Source organism: Buchnera aphidicola (Taiwanaphis decaspermi) (assembly GCF_039405155.1).
Classification (GTDB): Bacteria; Pseudomonadota; Gammaproteobacteria; order Enterobacterales; family Enterobacteriaceae; genus Buchnera_M; species Buchnera_M aphidicola_B.
In genome coordinates, this window is the sequence record NZ_CP135049.1 from 290,147 (window position 1) to 308,920 (window position 18,774).

At 20.1% G+C, this 18,774-nt stretch carries 22 protein-coding genes and 2 tRNA genes; 18 read left to right on the top strand and 6 right to left on the bottom strand.

The features are described 5' to 3' along the window. Positions 1-10: 10 nt before the first annotated feature. Both RJX39_RS01350 and greA read right to left on the bottom strand, forming a co-directional pair. A complete protein-coding gene (locus RJX39_RS01350) occupies positions 11-694 on the bottom strand; it encodes an RlmE family RNA methyltransferase (RefSeq protein WP_343192454.1) in 684 nt (227 codons plus the stop codon). A gap of 33 nt (positions 695-727) precedes the next feature. Further along, positions 728-1,204, bottom strand: coding sequence for a transcription elongation factor GreA (gene greA, locus RJX39_RS01355; RefSeq protein WP_343192455.1), 477 nt, complete (start codon positions 1,202-1,204; stop codon positions 728-730). Between the two features lie 255 nt (positions 1,205-1,459). On the opposite strand from greA, the gene RJX39_RS01360 reads away from it, so the two are divergent. The 4 genes from RJX39_RS01360 (at position 1,460) to cgtA (ending at position 3,512) form a co-directional block, all read left to right on the top strand. Further along, positions 1,460-1,726, top strand: a complete 267-nt coding sequence (locus tag RJX39_RS01360) for a BolA/IbaG family iron-sulfur metabolism protein (protein WP_343192456.1) — start codon at positions 1,460-1,462, stop codon at positions 1,724-1,726. Between the two features lie 156 nt (positions 1,727-1,882). After that, the gene (gene rplU / locus RJX39_RS01365; RefSeq protein ID WP_343192457.1) at positions 1,883-2,197 is read left to right on the top strand and encodes a 50S ribosomal protein L21; all 315 of its coding nucleotides are present in this window, start codon (positions 1,883-1,885) and stop codon (positions 2,195-2,197) included. A gap of 11 nt (positions 2,198-2,208) precedes the next feature. Then, positions 2,209-2,460, top strand: coding sequence for a 50S ribosomal protein L27 (gene rpmA / locus RJX39_RS01370; RefSeq protein WP_343192458.1), 252 nt, complete (start codon positions 2,209-2,211; stop codon positions 2,458-2,460). 41 nt (positions 2,461-2,501) lie between these two features. After that, a complete protein-coding gene (gene cgtA, locus RJX39_RS01375; protein WP_343192459.1) occupies positions 2,502-3,512 on the top strand; it encodes an Obg family GTPase CgtA in 1,011 nt (336 codons plus the stop codon). A gap of 72 nt (positions 3,513-3,584) precedes the next feature. Here the strand turns inward: cgtA and rpsI are convergent, their stop codons facing one another. Both rpsI and rplM read right to left on the bottom strand, forming a co-directional pair. After that, a complete protein-coding gene (gene rpsI, locus RJX39_RS01380; protein WP_343192460.1) occupies positions 3,585-3,992 on the bottom strand; it encodes a 30S ribosomal protein S9 in 408 nt (135 codons plus the stop codon). Positions 3,993-4,015: 23 nt separating this feature from the next. Further along, a complete protein-coding gene (gene rplM, locus RJX39_RS01385) occupies positions 4,016-4,444 on the bottom strand; it encodes a 50S ribosomal protein L13 (RefSeq protein ID WP_343192461.1) in 429 nt (142 codons plus the stop codon). Between the two features lie 241 nt (positions 4,445-4,685). On the opposite strand from rplM, the gene RJX39_RS01390 reads away from it, so the two are divergent. The 6 genes from RJX39_RS01390 to rplS all read left to right on the top strand — a co-directional run bounded on the left by RJX39_RS01390 (position 4,686) and on the right by rplS (position 9,214). Continuing rightward, complete coding sequence (locus tag RJX39_RS01390) at positions 4,686-5,834, top strand: prephenate dehydratase domain-containing protein (RefSeq protein ID WP_343192462.1); 1,149 nt, start codon at positions 4,686-4,688, stop codon at positions 5,832-5,834. Positions 5,835-5,924: 90 nt separating this feature from the next. Further along, entirely contained in the window at positions 5,925-7,265 is a 1,341-nt protein-coding gene (gene ffh, locus RJX39_RS01395; protein ID WP_343192463.1) for a signal recognition particle protein, read from the top strand. 55 nt (positions 7,266-7,320) lie between these two features. Next, a complete protein-coding gene (rpsP, locus tag RJX39_RS01400) occupies positions 7,321-7,584 on the top strand; it encodes a 30S ribosomal protein S16 (protein WP_343192464.1) in 264 nt (87 codons plus the stop codon). Next, positions 7,568-8,080: a ribosome maturation factor RimM gene (gene rimM / locus RJX39_RS01405; RefSeq protein WP_343192466.1), complete on the top strand. Its 513-nt coding sequence runs from the start codon at positions 7,568-7,570 to the stop codon at positions 8,078-8,080. Before rpsP ends, rimM begins: the two co-directional genes overlap by 17 nt. A gap of 2 nt (positions 8,081-8,082) precedes the next feature. Continuing rightward, positions 8,083-8,877, top strand: coding sequence for a tRNA (guanosine(37)-N1)-methyltransferase TrmD (trmD, locus tag RJX39_RS01410; protein WP_343192811.1), 795 nt, complete (start codon positions 8,083-8,085; stop codon positions 8,875-8,877). Continuing rightward, the gene (gene rplS / locus RJX39_RS01415) at positions 8,870-9,214 is read left to right on the top strand and encodes a 50S ribosomal protein L19 (RefSeq protein WP_343192467.1); all 345 of its coding nucleotides are present in this window, start codon (positions 8,870-8,872) and stop codon (positions 9,212-9,214) included. Before trmD ends, rplS begins: the two co-directional genes overlap by 8 nt. 61 nt (positions 9,215-9,275) lie before the next feature. On the opposite strand, the gene tldD is transcribed toward rplS, so the two are convergent. Beyond that, complete coding sequence (gene tldD / locus RJX39_RS01420; RefSeq protein WP_343192468.1) at positions 9,276-10,736, bottom strand: metalloprotease TldD; 1,461 nt, start codon at positions 10,734-10,736, stop codon at positions 9,276-9,278. A 156-nt stretch (positions 10,737-10,892) separates the two neighbouring features. On the opposite strand from tldD, the gene aroQ reads away from it, so the two are divergent. Beyond that, entirely contained in the window at positions 10,893-11,348 is a 456-nt protein-coding gene (gene aroQ, locus RJX39_RS01425) for a type II 3-dehydroquinate dehydratase (RefSeq protein ID WP_343192469.1), read from the top strand. Between the two features lie 10 nt (positions 11,349-11,358). Here the strand turns inward: aroQ and RJX39_RS01430 are convergent, their stop codons facing one another. Beyond that, positions 11,359-12,303 (bottom strand): RluA family pseudouridine synthase, encoded by a 945-nt coding sequence (locus RJX39_RS01430; RefSeq protein ID WP_343192470.1) that lies wholly within the window; start codon positions 12,301-12,303, stop codon positions 11,359-11,361. An 80-nt stretch (positions 12,304-12,383) separates the two neighbouring features. Between RJX39_RS01430 and bamD the strand changes: the two genes are divergently transcribed. The 7 genes from bamD (at position 12,384) to RJX39_RS01465 (ending at position 18,736) form a co-directional block, all read left to right on the top strand. After that, complete coding sequence (bamD, locus tag RJX39_RS01435; protein WP_343192471.1) at positions 12,384-13,031, top strand: outer membrane protein assembly factor BamD; 648 nt, start codon at positions 12,384-12,386, stop codon at positions 13,029-13,031. Between the two features lie 74 nt (positions 13,032-13,105). Continuing rightward, a complete protein-coding gene (gene alaS, locus RJX39_RS01440) occupies positions 13,106-15,748 on the top strand; it encodes an alanine--tRNA ligase (protein ID WP_343192472.1) in 2,643 nt (880 codons plus the stop codon). A 106-nt stretch (positions 15,749-15,854) separates the two neighbouring features. Next, positions 15,855-16,043 (top strand): carbon storage regulator CsrA, encoded by a 189-nt coding sequence (gene csrA / locus RJX39_RS01445; protein ID WP_343192473.1) that lies wholly within the window; start codon positions 15,855-15,857, stop codon positions 16,041-16,043. 129 nt (positions 16,044-16,172) lie between these two features. Then, positions 16,173-16,260, top strand: a tRNA-Ser gene (locus tag RJX39_RS01450). 11 nt (positions 16,261-16,271) lie between these two features. Further along, positions 16,272-16,346, top strand: a tRNA-Arg gene (locus RJX39_RS01455). Between the two features lie 60 nt (positions 16,347-16,406). After that, a complete protein-coding gene (gene gshA / locus RJX39_RS01460) occupies positions 16,407-17,915 on the top strand; it encodes a glutamate--cysteine ligase (RefSeq protein ID WP_343192474.1) in 1,509 nt (502 codons plus the stop codon). A gap of 77 nt (positions 17,916-17,992) precedes the next feature. Then, entirely contained in the window at positions 17,993-18,736 is a 744-nt protein-coding gene (locus RJX39_RS01465; protein ID WP_428994317.1) for an endonuclease, read from the top strand. Positions 18,737-18,774 lie beyond the last annotated feature (38 nt).

The following is an 18,774-nucleotide window of genomic DNA, read 5'->3' on the forward strand; positions in this document are numbered from 1 at the left end:
ATATAACATACTATATTTTAAATCCTAATGCTATAATGTAGACTTCTGATGATGTAGATCTGGAGGATTTAGGTTTTTTAATTTTTATTTGAAAAAAACTATTTTTTATTTTTTTTAAAAAAATATTTAATTCTTCATTATTAAAAGCTTTAATTAATATATTACCCCTTTTGCATAAATTATGATTAGCAATTTTAAATATTGAAAATAATAAACTTGATATTTTATTGTTATCAATAATTTTACACCCAGTTAAATTAGGTAAAGCATCTGAAATAATTAAATTTGCTTTTTTTTTTAATTTTAATTTTATTAGTTTGTATATGTTTTTTTTTTTAAAATCACCTTGAATAAAATCAACCCCATGAATAGGTTTCATATATAACATATCACAAGCAATTATTTGACTTTTTTTTACATTTACTTTTTTTGCAATGTATTCTGACCAAGATCCTGGAGAACATCCTAAATCTATTACAGTCATTTTAGATTTTATTAATTTTTCTTTTCTGTTTATTTCATCTAATTTAAACCAAGATCTAGCTCTTAATTTATTTTTATGTGCTAATTTAACATATTTATCTTTTAAATGTTTTTTTATCCAATTTTTAGTTTTTTTAATACGATTATTATTTTTCATATAAAGTACTAACTTTATGATATTTTTTTTAGTAAAAGGAAGAGATATTTTCAACTCTTCCTTATATAGGATAATATAATAAATTAACTAAATATACTCTATTTTTAATATTTTATATTTAACATTACCCGATGGTGTTTTTATTATCGCCAAATCTTTTTCTTTTTTACCAATCAAACCTCTTGACATAGGAGAGTTAATAGAAATCAACTTTTTTTTAAAGTTTGATTCATCATCACCAACTATTTTATATGAATATATAATGTTGTTTGATAAATTTAATATAGTTATAGTTGAACCGAAAATAACTTTTCCATGATTAGGAACTTTAGTTATATCTATTATTTGAGCTGTAGACAATTTAGATTGTATTTCTTGAATCCTAGATTCACAAAAACTTTGTTCTTCTCTTGCCGCATGATATTCTGAATTTTCTTTTAAATCACCATATTCTCTAGCTGTAACAATAGAAGAAATTATGCGAGGACGTATAATTTTTTTTAACTTTTCTAATTCTTTTCTTAATTTTTTAGCTCCTTCTAAAGTCATAGGCGTTCTATTCATATTTTAAATACCTCACTAAAATATTTAGTATTTACTTAATTTAAATATATAATATTACAACATTATGTTACATATATATAATATTTTAACTTTTATAAAAATTAATTTATAAACAATATTATAAAATTTAATATTTTTCGCAACAAATTAAATATTTAACACAATAAAAAACAAATATAATATCAAATTGAATAATTTTGATATATATATAATATATATATTAAAAAGATATTGAATTATAATTAAATAAAAAACATGAAAATAAAAGACATAAAAAAAATAATAATAAAAAAAACTAAAATTAAAAAAATATATTTAGATGGAAATGAAGAAAATTTAAATATTATTGCTATAGGAGATATATTTACAAATATGAGTCATCTTAAAAGACAACAATATGTATATGGTCCATTAACTAAATACATATTAAAAAAAATAATACATTCTGTTTCTATAAAAACTTTCACCATAAAAGAATGGAATTTTTATAAAAAAAGTAATATTAAAAATAGTAATAAATAATAAAAAATTAAAAATACAACTTGATTAAAAAAAAATATTTTATATAAAATAAAAAAATTATTAAATATTTTTGTATATTTGTTTTTAAGTTGTATTTTATTTTTATATAAACTATATTATAAAGAATAATTTTATAAAAATATAGGATATTAAACTATGTATGCAATTTTTTGTTTTGGAGGAAAACAATATCAGGTAAAAGAAGGAGATATTATTAAAATAGAAAAATTAAATTATCAAATAGGAGAATCTATAATATTTAAGAAAATATTAATGTTTGTAAAAAACAAAAATATTAATATTGGAAATCCGTTATTAAAAAATATCAATATAAAAGCTATTATTAATAGTCATGGTAAAAATAAAAAAATAAAAATCATAAAATTTAAAAGAAGAAAACATTACAAAAAAACACAAGGACATCGTCAAAATTTTACAAAAGTTAAAATAGATAAAATTAATTTTAATTAGGAAAAATTTATATGGCTCATAAAAAAGCAGGTGGATCGACGAGGAATGGTAGAGATTCTAAATCAAAACGTTTAGGAATAAAATGTTTCGGAGGAGAGTTTGTAAAATCTGGATATATAATATTAAAACAAAGAGGAACAAAATTTCATCCAGGAATAAATGTTGGTTGTGGAAAAGATCATACATTATTTGCAAAAAAAGATGGTGTTATTAATTTTTTGTCAAAAGGAAAGAAAAAACGTAAATATGTTAATATTTTTTAATTTTCATAATTAAATTACACAAAACAGGGAAAACATTAATAATGAAGTTTATTGATGAAGTATACATCCATATTTATGCAGGTAATGGTGGAGATGGTTGTGTTCATTTTAGAAGAGAAAAATATATACCTAAAGGTGGTCCTGATGGTGGTAATGGAGGTAATGGTGGTAATGTTTGGATATATGGAAATAAAAATATAAGCAATTTATCTGATTATAAGTCAAAAAAAATTTTAAAAGCAAAAAATGGAAATAAAGGAAGTAAACAATGTTGTTCTGGAAAAAAGGGAGAAGATTTAATAATAAATGTTCCTTTAGGTACAAGAGTTGTTGATTTTAATACAAAAAATGTTTTATCAGAAATATTAAAAGACAAACAAAAAATATTATTTTTGAAAGGAGGGTACAAAGGATTAGGTAACAATCATTTTAAATCTTCTATTAATAAATCACCTAAAAATTTTACAAAAGGAAAAAAAGGAGAATATAAATATATAAAACTAGAACTAATATTAATAGCAGATGTAGGCACATTAGGATTACCTAATGCAGGAAAATCTACTTTTGTAAAAAATATATCTACTGCAAAAACTAAAATTGATTCTTATCCATTTACTACTTTAAATCCTATATTAGGTTTGGTTAGATTAAAAAACAACAAAAAAAAATTTACTATAGCTGATATACCAGGCATAATGCATAACGCATCACAAGGATATGGTTTAGGATTAAAATTTTTAAAACATTTAGAAAGATGTAAACTATTATTGCATATAGTAGATATACAACCCAATGACTATTCTAATCCGTTAAAAAATATCAAAACAATAATAACAGAAATATATAAATTTAGCAAAAAACTATTTTTAAAAGATCAATGGATAATATTAAATAAAATAGATTTGTTAAAAAATGATAATGATATTTTTTATATAAAAAAAAATCTTAAAAAATATACAAAAAGAAAAATTAAATATTATTTAATATCAGCATTATATAAAAAAGGTATAAAAAAATTAGTTAAAGATATTTACATTTTTTTACATCAGTAATGTTTATTACTCAAATAATAAAAAACTAGCATAATATGCTAGTTCTATTCATAATATAAATTATTTATTTTTTTATCTTTTAGAAAATTGAGGTCGTTTACGTGCTTTTCTTAAACCATATTTTTTTCTTTCTACCTTTCTAGAATCTCTTGTTAAAAAACCTAATTTTCTTAATTCTAATTTAAATAATTCATCATATTTAATTATTGCTCTTGTCATACCTTGTCTAATTGCATTTGCTTGTCCAGATATACCACCACCTTTTACTGTAATATAAAAATCAAATTTATTCAAAATATCTAAATATTTTATAGGTTGTATAACAATCATACGAGAAGTTTTTCTTCCAAAATATTTTTCTAAAGAACAATTATTAACCGTAATAGATCCTGTTCCTTTTTTTAAAAAAACTCGTGCAGAAGAAGTTTTTCTTCTTCCAGTACCATAATTAATATTATTATATTTTTCATATATGTTCATAATTTATTTTCTCTTTTTATTATTTAAATATTTAAAAAAATAGGATTATTAGAATAATGATTATGTTTATTTCCAGAATAAATTTTTAATTTTTTAAACATTTCTTTTCCCAAAGAATTTTTTGGCATCATTCCTTTAACTGAATGTTCAATTATTCTATTTGGCTTATTAATAATTAGACTTTTAAAAGATATCTTTTTTATGCCTCCTATATAACCAGTATGATGATAATAAAATTTTTTGTTTTTTTTATTTCCGGTTAAAATAATTTTAGAAGCATTTATTATGATTATATAATCACCTGTATCAACATGAGGAGTATATTCTATTTTATGTTTACCTATCAAATATGTAGATATTATTGTAGATAATCTGCCTAAAATTTTATTGGTAGCATCAATACAATACCATTTTTTAACTATTGTTTTATTGTTAGCTGAAAAAGTTTTCAATTTTTTTTACCTTATGTTATCAAGCAAAGTTTTGTAAATATAATAAAATATATGTCTTAATTTTTAAAGATTATAATTTGACAAAGAAGATTGTTGATTACAAAATAAATAATATAATATTAAAAAAAATATTTTTTTTAATATAAATCATAAAAAACAATAAAATTGAACATTAAAATAATTATCTTTAAATAATACAATTTGTTATAATTATAACAAACTTTTTATAAATTGGTTAAATATGAAAAATATAAATTTATTAAAAATAAGAGAAAAAATTAATATTATAGATATGAAAATTATAAAATATATTTATGAAAGAAGAAAATTATCTAAAAAAATAATAAAGATTAAAAAAAAAAATAATTTATTTTTAAGAGATCAAAAAAGAGAAATTGAAGTAATTAAAAATATTTCTAAAAAAAGCAAAAAATATAAATTAAATAATAATTTTATAAAACAAATTTTTAAAAAAATAATAAAAGATTCTATTATCTTACAACAAAAATATTTAAATAAAAATATATGTAAGTATGATAAAAAAGATAAATTTTCTTTTCTGGGTCCTTTGGGTTCTTATTCTTATTTAGCAATTTGTAAATATATTAATTTATACAACAAAAAAAAAAATATGAAATTAAAAAGTTGTAAAAATTTTTTAGAAGTTATTAAAAATACAGAAGAAGATAAATCTAGTTATTCCATTATTCCTATAGAGAATAGCAATTCAGGTTTTATACATGAAAGTATAAATTTACTAAAAAATAGTACATTAAAAGTAATATCAGAAATAGAAATAAAAATAAAACATTGTTTATTAACAGCAAAAAATACTGATTATTTATTAATAAAAAAGATATATAGTCATTATCAACCAATAAAACAATGTAAAAGTTTTTTAAGTAATTTTCCACATTGGAAAATAAAAAAATCTAAGAGCACATCTGAAGCAATGAAAAAAGTATTAAAAAAACAATCTAATCATTGTGCTGTTATAGGAAACAAAGAGGGAAGTATAATTTATAATTTAAAAATATTAAATAAAAATTTATTATATAATAAAAATAATATCACAAGATTTTTGATATTATCAAAAAAAAATAATGATAAATATATAAAAGGAAATTTTAAAACTATATTGATTTTTTCTATTTTAAAAAAAACAAATAGCTTTGTTAAATTATTAATACTTATTAATAATTTAAAACTCGAAATAAATGCTCTTAAAAAATATGTTTATAAAAAAAAAGTTTCATATATTTTATGTTATTTAGAAATTTTAGAACATGAAAAAACAAAAAATATGCAATATATGTTATATATTTTAAAAAAAAAATCTATTTTTTTAAAAAAAATAGGATGTTATATAACCAACAAAAATAAAAATTAAAATATTTATATAAATATATTTTAAACATTATTTAATAAATAAAAAATATAAAATAAAAATTTTAATAACTTTATAAATACAGAGTGACATATGTTTAAAAATCTAACAAATAAATTAATAAATACTTTAAAAAATATAAAAAACAGAGGTAGACTAACAAAAAAAAATATTCAAAAAACATTACGAGATATTAGAATATCTTTATTAGAAGCTGATGTTTCATTGAATGTAATAAAAAAAATAATAAAAGATGTAGAAAAAAAATCATTAGGAATAAAAATTAATCAAAGTTTTACACCAGGACAAGAATTAATAAATATTTTAAAAAATGAATTAATAAAAATAATGGGTAATAAAAACAAAAAATTAAGAATTTTAAAAAAAAATATTACTTCCATTATGTTAATTGGATCTCATGGTTCTGGTAAAACTACTAGTTTAGGAAAACTAGCTTATTTTCTTAAAAAAAAAAATAAAAAAATATTACTTGCGTCTACTGATATATACAGACCAGCTGCCAATAAGCAACTTAAAACACTTTCCTTGCAAGCTAATGTTGACATTTTTGAATATAACAAAAATATCACACCATTGAATATAGCAATAAATGCGTTATCTTATGCCAAAAAAAAATTTTATGATATATTATTATTAGATACAGCTGGTAGAACACACACAGATATTTATATGATGAAAGAAGTTAAAGAAATTCATAATATAATATCTCCTAAAGAAACTTTATTTGTAATTGATGCTATGACAGGACAAGATGCTTTCAATATTTCTAAAAAATTTAATGATGTTTTACCTATTACAGGTATCATTTTAACTAAATTAGATGGAGATTCTAGAGGAGGAGTAGCTTTATCTGTCAAGTATATTACTGGTAAACCAATAAAATTTATAGGAATTGGAGAAAAAATACATGATTTAGAAGAATTTCATCCAGATAGAATAGTATCACGTATATTAGGTATGGGGGACATGTTATCAATAATAGAAGAAATAAAAGAAAAAGTAGATATTATTAAAAAAAACAAGAAAGGAAATAAAAAAAACAATTTTGACTTAAATGATTTTTTAGTACAAATTAAAAATGTTCAAAAAACTAACAAAATAAAAAATTTGTTTAACAAATTGCCACAAAATATGCAAACTAATAAATCAAATAGTTTTGATAATAGCGTTTTAAAAAAAGCAGAAGCTATAATTAATTCAATGACCAAAGAAGAAAAAATAAACACTAAAATTATAAAAAGATCCAGAAAAAAAAGAATCGCTGATGGATCAGGAACAAAAATACAAGAAGTAAATCGCGTTATTAAACAATATGATATAATAAAAAAAATGTTAAAAAAAATTAACAAAAATGGAATAAATAGTTTTATAAGTAAAATAAAAAATTTTACACCTAACAATTTTTTCAAATAAAAAATATTAAAATATTAAGTATTTTAAATTAATTTAACATAAAAGGTTAATAAATATGGTTGTAATTCGTTTAGCTAGACATGGATCTAAAAAAAAACCTTTTTATAAAATAATGGTAGCAGATAAAAGATTTGCTTGTAACGGTAGATTTATTGAAAAGGTAGGTTTTTTTAATCCGCTTATAAATAAAAGTAGTAAGAAATTATACATTAATATTGAACGCATATCTTATTGGATAAAAAATGGTGCTCTAATGTCTGATAGAGTGAAATCATTAATTAAAATTAATAAAGATATTAGAAATGTCAAGCATATATAAATCAAAAAAAAATATTATAATAGGTAAAATAGGAAAACCATATGGATTACTAGGAAATAATAAAATAAATTCATTTATGGAAAAAAAATCCAATATATTTAAATATATACCATGGATTATAAAAAAAAACATCTTTCAAAAACTTAAAATAGTATTTTATAAAAAAACAAAAATGATTGCTAAAATTAAAGGAGTTAATAATAGAGATCAAGCTCAAATATATACTGGACATAACATATATATTAATAATAGTAAATTACCTAAATTAAAATATGAAGAATATTACTGGAAAGATATAATAAAATGTTTAGTATATAATATGAAAATTAATAAATTAGGTATGGTTACAAAACTAATAGAAACAGGATCTAATGATGTTTTAGTTGTTGAATCGTCAAACAAAAAATTGTTTATTCCTTTTTTAATGAAAAAGGTAATAAAAAAAGTAAATATTTTAAATAAAATAATCATAGTGGATTGGGATTATAATTTTTGAAAATAAGTGTTCTGAACAAAAAAAAAATTATTTTTAATATAATAACTATTTTTCCTAATATGTTTAAAGCAATAACAAAATATGGTATTACAAAAAAAGCTATAAAAGAAGGTTTTATAAATATTAATATTTTTAATTTGAGAAATTTTAGTAATAAAAAAAATAAAAATGTAGATGACCGTCCTTATGGAGGAGGAGCAGGAATGTTGATGTCTATAGAACCTATTGTTAATGCAATAAATCATATTAAAAAAAAAAAAAATATAAAAACAAAAGTTATTTATTTATCTCCTCAAGGTAAATTGTTAAATCAAAATGAAATTACAAAAATATCAAATTATAAAAATTTGATTATAATATGTGGAAGATATGAAGGAATTGATGAAAGAATTATTAAATACGAAATAGATGAAGAATGGTCAATAGGTGATTATATTTTAAGTGGAGGTGAATTACCAGCAATGATTTTATTAGACGCTTTAATAAGATTAATTCCTGGTGTTGTATCAAAGAAAGAATCCGTAAAAAACGAATCTTTTTCTAAAACAGGTTTATTAGATTATCCTAGTTATACTAGACCAAAGAATTTCAATAATATGTTAGTTCCTAAAGTTCTTTTATCTGGACATCATGAAAAAATTCGTAAATGGAGAATTAAACAATCATTGAATAATACTTTGATAAAAAGACCAAAGTTAATTGTATTCAAAAATCTTAATGAAGAACAAAAAAAATATTATTTTAAATTAAAAAAAAATAATATTTTTATAAAAAAAAATAGGAAAAAATATGAATAATATTATTATGAAATTAGAAAAAGAACAAATAAACAAAAATATACCTATATTCCACCCAGGTGACACAGTTGATGTAAAAGTATGGGTCATTGAAGGATCAAAAAAAAGAATTCAATCTTTTGAAGGCATAGTTATTTCTATAAAAAAAAGACAGATAAATTCATCTTTTACTGTACGTAAAATATCTAATGGAGAAGGAGTTGAACGAGTTTTTCAAACACACTCTCCAATTATAAATAGTATTACTATTAAAAGATCAGGAAAAGTTCGTAGATCTAAATTATATTATTTAAGAAAATTAACCGGTAAATTGGCTAGAATAAAAGAAAAATTATAATTTTTAAATTTTTTGCGGCTAATTAAAAAAATAAAGCCGCAACATTTTTGAAATTATGTAATTATTTTATATGAGTTCCACCAACAGTAATTTTATTTATTTTTAAGGTAGGCTGACCTACACATACTGGCACACTTTGTCCATTTTTGACACATACACCCATACCATTATCTATTTTTAAATCGTTACCAACCATTGTAATATTATTCATAACCTCTAACCCCGAACCAATTAAAGTAGCATTTTTTACAGGATATAAAATAACACCATTTTTGACCAAATAAGCTTCAGCTGTAGAAAAAGCAAAACTTCCTGAAGTAATATCTACTTGACCTCCACTAAAATTTACGGCATATAATCCATAATCAATACTATTTATAATATCTTGAGGTTGAGAAGATCCTGGAAGCATATAAGTATTAGTCATTCTAGGCATAGGTAAATGTGCGTAAGATTGACGACGACCATTTCCTGTTGAAATTTTTCCTACTAATCTAGCATTATTTTTATCTTGCATATATTTAACAAGAACACCTTTTTTAATTAAAATATTATATTGTCCTTGTATACCTTCATCATCTATATTTAATGATCCTTTTTTTTCATATAAAGTACCATCATCTACTATAGTACAAAGATTAGAAGCAACTTTGCAACCTATTTTATTGCTAAATATAGAAGTATTTAACCTATTAAAATCTCCCTCCAAACCATGTCCTACAGCTTCATGTAATAGTACTCCAGGCCAACCAGGACCTAATACAACAGGTAAAGAACCAGAAGGAGCTTGTTTAGAAGATAAATTTAATATAGCTATACGGACTGCTTCCTTAGTCCATTTTTTTACATTAGATATATTTTTTTTATTTTTTTTAAATAAAAAGTTATAACTTGATTGTGCTCCTCCTCCGCTTCTACCTTGTTCTATATTTCCATTATCTTCAACTATCACTGTTATTGAAAAATTTATAGATGGTCTAACATCATAAGAAAAGGTATTATCTGTAGATGCAATTAATATTTGTTCAAATTGACCGCTTAAACTAATTTTAACTTCTTTAACTCTATTATCAATATTTCTAGCAAAATTATCTATTTCATATAACAAATCTATTTTTTTTTTAGATGTGATTTCTTGTAAAAAATTATCACTTATATATCTTTTATTAATATTCTCATTAAAATATTTTATTTCTATGTTTTTTTGTTTATTCGATTCAGCTAAAGTTGTACAAGCCATATGTGCACTTTTTTTTAATTCAGGCAAATTTATTTGATCAGAATATGAAAATCCTATTTGCTCTCCTTTTATTGTTCTTGTTCCTATTCCTTTATTTATACAACTTAATCCTTCTTTAATTTTTTTATTTTCTAAATACCAATATTCTTTAACGACATCTTGAAAATATAAATCAGCATAATCTAATTTGTAATTAACTAAATAATTTAAAATTTTAAGTATATCAGTTTTTTTAATGTTATTGTGCGTTAATAAATTATAAGTTACTTGTTCGGAATTCATAATAACTCACTTATTAATTTTATTTTATTATATTTTAATTAATAATATTAATTATATTTAATATTATTAAACTATATTAATTTAATATATACTAAAAAATATTTAAAATAAATTAAAAAATTATTAATAATAAAATTAAAAAAAGGATAAATGTTTATGTTTATTAAACATAATGTTTTATTAATTAATGGACCTAATATTAATCTTTTAGGTTATAGAGAAATCGATATATATGGCAAAAATACATTACATGAAGTAATAAATAAACTAAAAAAAAAATCTATTAAATTAAAGATAAATCTTAAACATTTTCAATCAAATTCAGAAAGTAGGATAATTAAAAAAATTCATAATGCAAATAAAAATGTTCATTTTATTATCATTAATCCTGCTTCTCTAACACATACAAGTATTTCTTTAAGAGATGCATTACTTGGAGTAAATATACCATTTATAGAAATCCATATTTCTAATATATATAATAGAGATAAATTTAGAACAAGATCATACATTTCAGATATTGCATATGGTATTATATGTGGATTTGGAACCAATGGGTATTTTATTGCATTAGAAGAGGTGGAAAAAATTCTTTCTTGTAAAAATTTATAATGTTTACATTTTAAACAAATCCTAATTTTCTTTTCAAGAAAATCATATCACAAGGTAAAGGAGCAATGCACTTTATTCTTTTTTTGGTAGTAGGATGAGTAAATTTAATTAATTTTGCATGTAAAGCTTGTCTAAAAAAATAATAGCCATGCTTTACAAAAAATTTTTTTTTTAAATTAATAAAAGTTTTTTTACCTGTATATATTTTTTCACCAACCAATGGGCAATTGATATGAGACATATGAACACGTATTTGATGAGTTCTTCCAGTATATAAAGAAATATGTAATAATGAATAGTCTATGTTTTTTTGTAACAAATCGTAATAAGTAATAGCTAGTTTACCACCACTAGTGCAAACAGACATTTTTGTTCTATTTTTTTTGTTACGAGATATTCTATTAGCTATAACTTTTTTTTTATTAGGATGACCATGTACAATTGCTATATATTCTCTAGAAATTCTTCTCATTTTTAGTTCTGTTACTAAAAAATTATATGAAAAGACATTTTTAGCAATTATCATAATTCCTGAAGTATTTTTATCTAATCTATGTACTATACCTGCTCTTGGAACATTATTTATTTTTTTATAATTGTATAATAAAGCATTTAGTAATGTGTTTTTATTGTTTCCTATGCCAGGATGAACTACTAAATTACATTGTTTATTAATTAATATAATATCTTCATCTTCATATAATATATTTAATAAAATGTTTTGAGGTACATCTTTTTTTTTTTTTATAAAATTAATAATTATATTTTCACCTCCATGTATCATAGTATTTGGTTTCTTTATTATATTATTATTAACTAATATTTGTTTTTTTAAAATTATTTTTTTAAAAAAAGAACGAGAATAATCTTTAAAATAATTAGATAATATTAAATCTAATCTTTGTTTTATTTTTAAATTAGGTATTATTATTTTTTTTTTTTTTATATAATTCATTTTATCCTCTAAAAAAATTTTTTATTTAACAAAATATATAATATTATATATTTACCTAATAAAAAAAAATATATACTAAAATGAAAAAAATATTAAAAATTTTTAAAATTATATTAATAAATATATTATTTTTAAATTTTTGTTATGCTAATGAAATAAATAAATTACATGAAAAAATTTTTATAAATAATAACACAAATAAAATATATAAAAAAAATAAAGAAAAAAAAGAAATAATAAATTATAAACAACAAATAAATTTAATTAATAAATATTATTTAAAATCAAATTTTTATAAAGCATATGAAATAATAAATAAAACATTACCTTTTTTAAATACAAAAACTAACAAAATAGATTATTTTATATATATGAAAGGTGTTATAAATATGAAATTAGACCAAAAAAAGTTTTTATTATTTTTACCTTACGTAAATTATAACATAAACCCAATTTATGCTATAAAAGCTTTAAATTATTTTTCATATTTAATAAAATTATATCCTAATAGTAAATATTCAATAGATGTAAGAAAAAGAATAAAATATTTAAAACATAGAATATTTAAATATGAATTATCAATTATAAAATTTAATTTTAATAACAAAAATTATTTTTCTGTGATTAAAAGATCACAATTACTAATAAAAAAAAAATGTTATTTATATGAAAATAAATTAGCAAACAATTATATAATATTATCAAAAAAAATATTAAAAATACATTAAATAGCTATTATAATAAAATACTTAATATATATTATTAATAAAAATAATTTATATGGTATTTGTAGTTAAAAATTATGAAAAAACTTACTGTTGATATCAGAAAAATTTTTGTTGATTTTTTTATTAAAAAAAAACATAAATTGATCGAAGGTAGTTCTTTGATTAGTAATGACAAATCATTGTTGTTTACTAATGCAGGAATGAACCAATTTAAAAATATATTTTTAGAAAAAGAAAAATGCAATTATAAAAGAATAGTAACGGTACAAAATTGTTTGAGAACAGGAGGTAAACATAATGATTTTGAAAATATAGGTGTAACAAATAAACATCATACATTTTTTGAAATGTTAGGTAATTTTAGTTTTGGAGACTATTTTAAAAAAAAAGCTATATTATATGCATGGGAATTATTAACAAACAAAAATTGGTTTAATATACCAACAAAACAATTATATGTCACAGTGCATGAAAAAGATAAAGAAACTTATGATATTTGGAGGAAAAACACAAGTATAAATTTGAAAAATATTTTTTTAACTAAAAATGACAAAAAAAACAAAAATATATCTGATAATTTTTGGCAAATGAGTGATACTGGACCTTGTGGGTATTCAACAGAAATATTCTATGATATGGATTACAATATATCATACAAAAATATTAATAACAAAATAAGTAATAACTTTTTAGAAATTTGGAACATAGTTTTTATACAATTTAATCGTTTGATTAATGGAAATATTATCCCGTTAAAAAAAATGTATGTAGACACTGGTATGGGGCTGGAAAGAATATCTACTGTATTACAAAGAAAAAAAACAACATATGAAATAGATATATTTAAAAAATTAAATTTTTATATATCTAAAATGTTAGAAATCCCTATAAAAAATAATAATTGTGCTTTAAATATAATTTCTGACCACATTAGATCAGCAACATTTTTAATATCAGAAAATATATTACCTTCTAATGAAGGAAGAGGATATATATTAAGAAGAATAATACGTAGAGCTTCAATTAATGGATACAAATTAGGTATAAAAAATATATTTTTATTTAGAATAATACCGTTTTTAATATCTTCTTTAGATAAATATCATAAATACGTCATAAATAAAGAAAAATATATAATAAAAGTTATAAAAAAAGAAGAAGAAAAATTTCATTTAACTTTAAATAAAGGTTTTAAAATATTAAAAAAAAATATTTCTAAATTAAAAAAAAATGTACTAAATGGAAAAAAAGCTTTTTTTTTATATGACACTTACGGATTTCCAATTTATTTGATAGAAGATATATGTAAAACCAAAAATATAAAAATTGACAAAAAGTCTTTTAATAAAGAAATGAAAAAACAAAAAAAAAGAAGTAGAAAAAATAACAAAAAAAATATTTTTTTAAATGATATTATTTATAATATAAAAAATAACAAAATGTTTTCTGTTTTTGAAGGATATGATAAAAATCATATTACAAGTAAAATAATATCAATTATATATAAAAATAATAATATAAATAAAACCATAGCAAATAAAGAAAATGTTATAATTTTAGATAAAACTACTTTTTATGGAGAATCAGGAGGACAAATAGGAGATACTGGTTTCATTAAAAGTTCTACCGGGAAATTTGAAGTTACAAATACTATTCATAATAATAATTGTATATATCATATTGGAAAAATAAAACAAGGATTTTTAACAATATATCAAACAGTAGATGCAAAAATAAACTCAAGTAGAAGATTATTGATACAAAAAAATCATTCAGCTACGCACTTATTACATTCTTCATTAAGAAAAATATTAGGAAAAAATATAATACAAAAAGGTTCCTTGGTAAACGAAAATTATTTAAGATTTGATTTTTCTTATGATAAAAAAATAGATATAAATTATATACATTCAATAGAAAATTTAGTAAATTATAAAATTTTTAAAAATATAAAAATAAAAACAAAAACAACTGATATAAAAAAAATTGATACAAAAAAAACTTTATCATTATTTAAAAACAAATATAAATCAAAAGTTAGAGTTGTATATATAAATGATTTTTCTCAAGAATTATGTATTGGAACTCATGTAAAAAATACAGGAGAGATAGGATTATTTAAAATTATTAAAGAATATAATATTTCTTCAGGTATTAGAAGAATAGAAGCAATAACAGAAAAAAGAACATTATCGTATATTAATAATCAAAACTTATTGATTAATAATATATCTAACATATTAAAAACAAATGTAGATAATATTTATAATAATATAAAAAAAAATATTGAAGAAAACATATCTTTAAAAAAAAGAATAAAATTATTAACTAATAAAGAAAATTATTTATTAAGCAAACAATTAATAAAAAAATCAATTAAAATAAAACATATAAATTTAATTGTTAGTATAATAAAAAACATAACAAAAAAATCTATGCAAGATACAATTAATATTATTAAAAAATATTTTAAGTATACGATAGTAATATTGGTTACTATATATGATAAAAAAGCATTTTTAACATCTAGCGTTACTAAAAACATTACAAAAAATTTTGATGCTTCTAAAATAATAAAAAATATAACTAATGAAATAAATGGTAATGGTGGAGGTAATAAACAAATAGCACATGGTAGTGGTAAAAATGTTCAAATATTAAATTTTGCTTTATCAAAAACAAAAAAAAAAATTATAAATAAAATAAATAATTTGTAAAAATATTATTTAATGATTAAAATTAATTTAAATATTATTTAAATAAAATACATTTTATTATAATTTCATACATAAAAATAAATTTTTGATATTTTAAGGAGAAACAATGCTTATTCTAACTCGAAGAGTTGGAGAAACTCTGATGATTGGAGATGAAGTTACAGTAACAGTACTAGGAGTTAAAGGAAATCAAATACGTATTGGAGTTAATGCTCCTAAAAAAATTTCAGTACATAGAGAAGAAATTTATCAAAGAATTAAAGCAGAAAAAAACCAAATAAATACTAATTATTAAAAAATAATAAGCGTCTCATAAATTATGAGACGTTATATATTAAAAAAAAATAATTGACATATTAATTAAAAAAAGTATGATTGCAAATACTTGACATTAATTTTTTAATATAATTAAATATTAGAATTTGATGAGATGGCCGAGTGGTTTAAGGCGTTCCCCTGCTAAGGGAATATGTATTTAAAACACATCGAGGGTTCGAATCCCTCTCTCATCGTTATTATAAAAGCATCCGTAGCTCAAATAGGATAGAGCTCTCGGCTACGAACCGAAAGGTTAGAGGTTCGAGTCCTCTCGGATGCATATAAATTTAATTTTGTTTATCAAAAAAAAATTAATTTTAAATTTAATAAAAAACATTATATGCAAAATATATTAATAAAAGATATATCTAAAAAATTATCTTTATTAAAAAAGTACCCTTTTATATTAAAAAAAATATGTAGGGGTGTAGAAAGAGAAACATTAAGAATTAATGATAATGGAAAAATATCAACAAAATTTCATCCATGTTCTTTAGGTTTTTCTTTGTATCATAAATTTATAACTACAGATTTTTCAGAAAGTTTATTGGAATTAATAACACCAAAAAACAAAAATATAAATTTTACTATAAGTTTTTTAAAAGACATACATAAATATGTTGTTAAAAATATAGATAATGAATATTTATGGCCTTTTAGTATGCCATGTTATATATCTAATATTGAAGATATTAAATTAGCTAAATATGGTGATTCGCCATTAGGAAAAAAAAAAAAAACATACAGAAAAGGTTTAAGAAATAGATATGGTACTTTAATGAATATTATATCTGGTGTTCATTATAACTTCTCATTACCTTTAGTTTTTTGGGAGAAAATAAAAAAAAAAAATAATAAATTAACTGGAAAAGAATTAGCAAATAATGGATATTTAAAAATGATGAGAAATTATCTTAGATTCGGTTGGATTATACCTTATCTTTTTGGATCTTCTCCTGGTATTTGTTCTTCTTATTTAAAAGAAAAAAAAACTAATTTAAATTTATTAAAACACAAAAATACACTATATTTACCTTGGGCAACATCATTAAGAATGAGCGAATTAGGTTATCATGACAATATACAACCTGAAATAAATATATCTTTTAATAATTTACAAGATTATATAAAAAACATTAACTATGCTTTAAATACTTCTTCTAAAATTTTTTCAAAAAAAAACAAAGAAAATAAAAATATACAACAATTAAACACAAATATATTGCAAATGGAGAATGAACTATATATAAAAATAAGACCAAAAAGAGAAACTTATAACAATGAATCTTTATTAGATTCTTTATCTGAAAAAGGAATAGAATATGTAGAAATAAGATCTTTAGATATAAATCCTTTTTCTCCTATAGGTATTGATAAAACACAAATAATGTTTTTAGATTTATTTCTTATTTGGTGTTCTTTAGTTGACTCACCAAGAATGAATAATAAAGAACTTAAATTATCTTATAAAAATTGGAACAAAATAATATTAGAAGGAAGGAAACCAAACCAAAAAATTAAAATTAATCACAATTTTAAAAATAGTTTTTACTTAAAAAAAATAATTAAACACATTTTTAATGATTTATTTAATATTGCTAAAATAATAGATGTAAAAAACAATAATTATCAAAAAACATGTAAAAAATTATTTATATGTTCATATTGCCCAGAAATGACTTTATCTGGAAAAATGTTAAAATATATGTTAAAATATGGTTTTATTGATTGGGGGTTAAAACTTTCTAAAAAATATTATAATTATTTAAATAATAAAAAAATAAATAAAAAAAACAAAAAAATAATAATAAAAGAAACAAAAAGATCTCGCAATATATTAAATAAATAAAAAACACTATTTATATTTAAATAATTTTTATTTTTTATTTAGTATAATGTCAAACTAACGTTGGATAAATTATAAAAATGAAAAAATTATTGACATTTATATTAAGTTCATTTTTTTTAAGTTTTTCTTTTTTATCATATGGAATTATTTATAACGAAAAAATAAACTACAAAAGATATACACAAAATAATTTTTATAAAGCAAAAATTGAATCATCCAAAATTAATAAATATGCTCCAGGATCATTTTATTGTGGATGTAAAATAATATGGAATGGAAAAAAAGGAATACCAGACCTAAATTCTTGTGGTTATATAATAAGAAAAAATTATAATAGGGCTAATAGAATAGAATGGGAACATGTTATGCCAGCTTGGCAATTTGGACATCAAAAAGGTTGCTGGAAACATGGAGGTAGAAAAAATTGTGATAAAGACATAAATTATAAAAAAATTGAATCTGATTTACATAATTTACAACCTGCAATAGGAGAAATAAACGGAGATAGAGCTAACTTTATGTATAGTCAGTGGAACAATAACAATGATGTACAACAATACGGTAAATGCAAAGTAAAAATAAATTTTAAAGAAAAAATTATCGAACCACCTGAAAATACTAGAGGGATTATTGCTAGAACATATTTTTACATGAGAGATACATATAAAATAAAATTATCTAAAAAACAGACAAATCTCATGCAAGCGTGGAACAATAAATATCCCGTAAATGAATGGGAATGTCAACGAGACAACATGATATTTAACATACAAGGAAATCATAATATGTATGTATATAAAGCATGTACAATTAGAAAATAATAAAATATGTTCTTATATTTTTTATATTAAATTACATA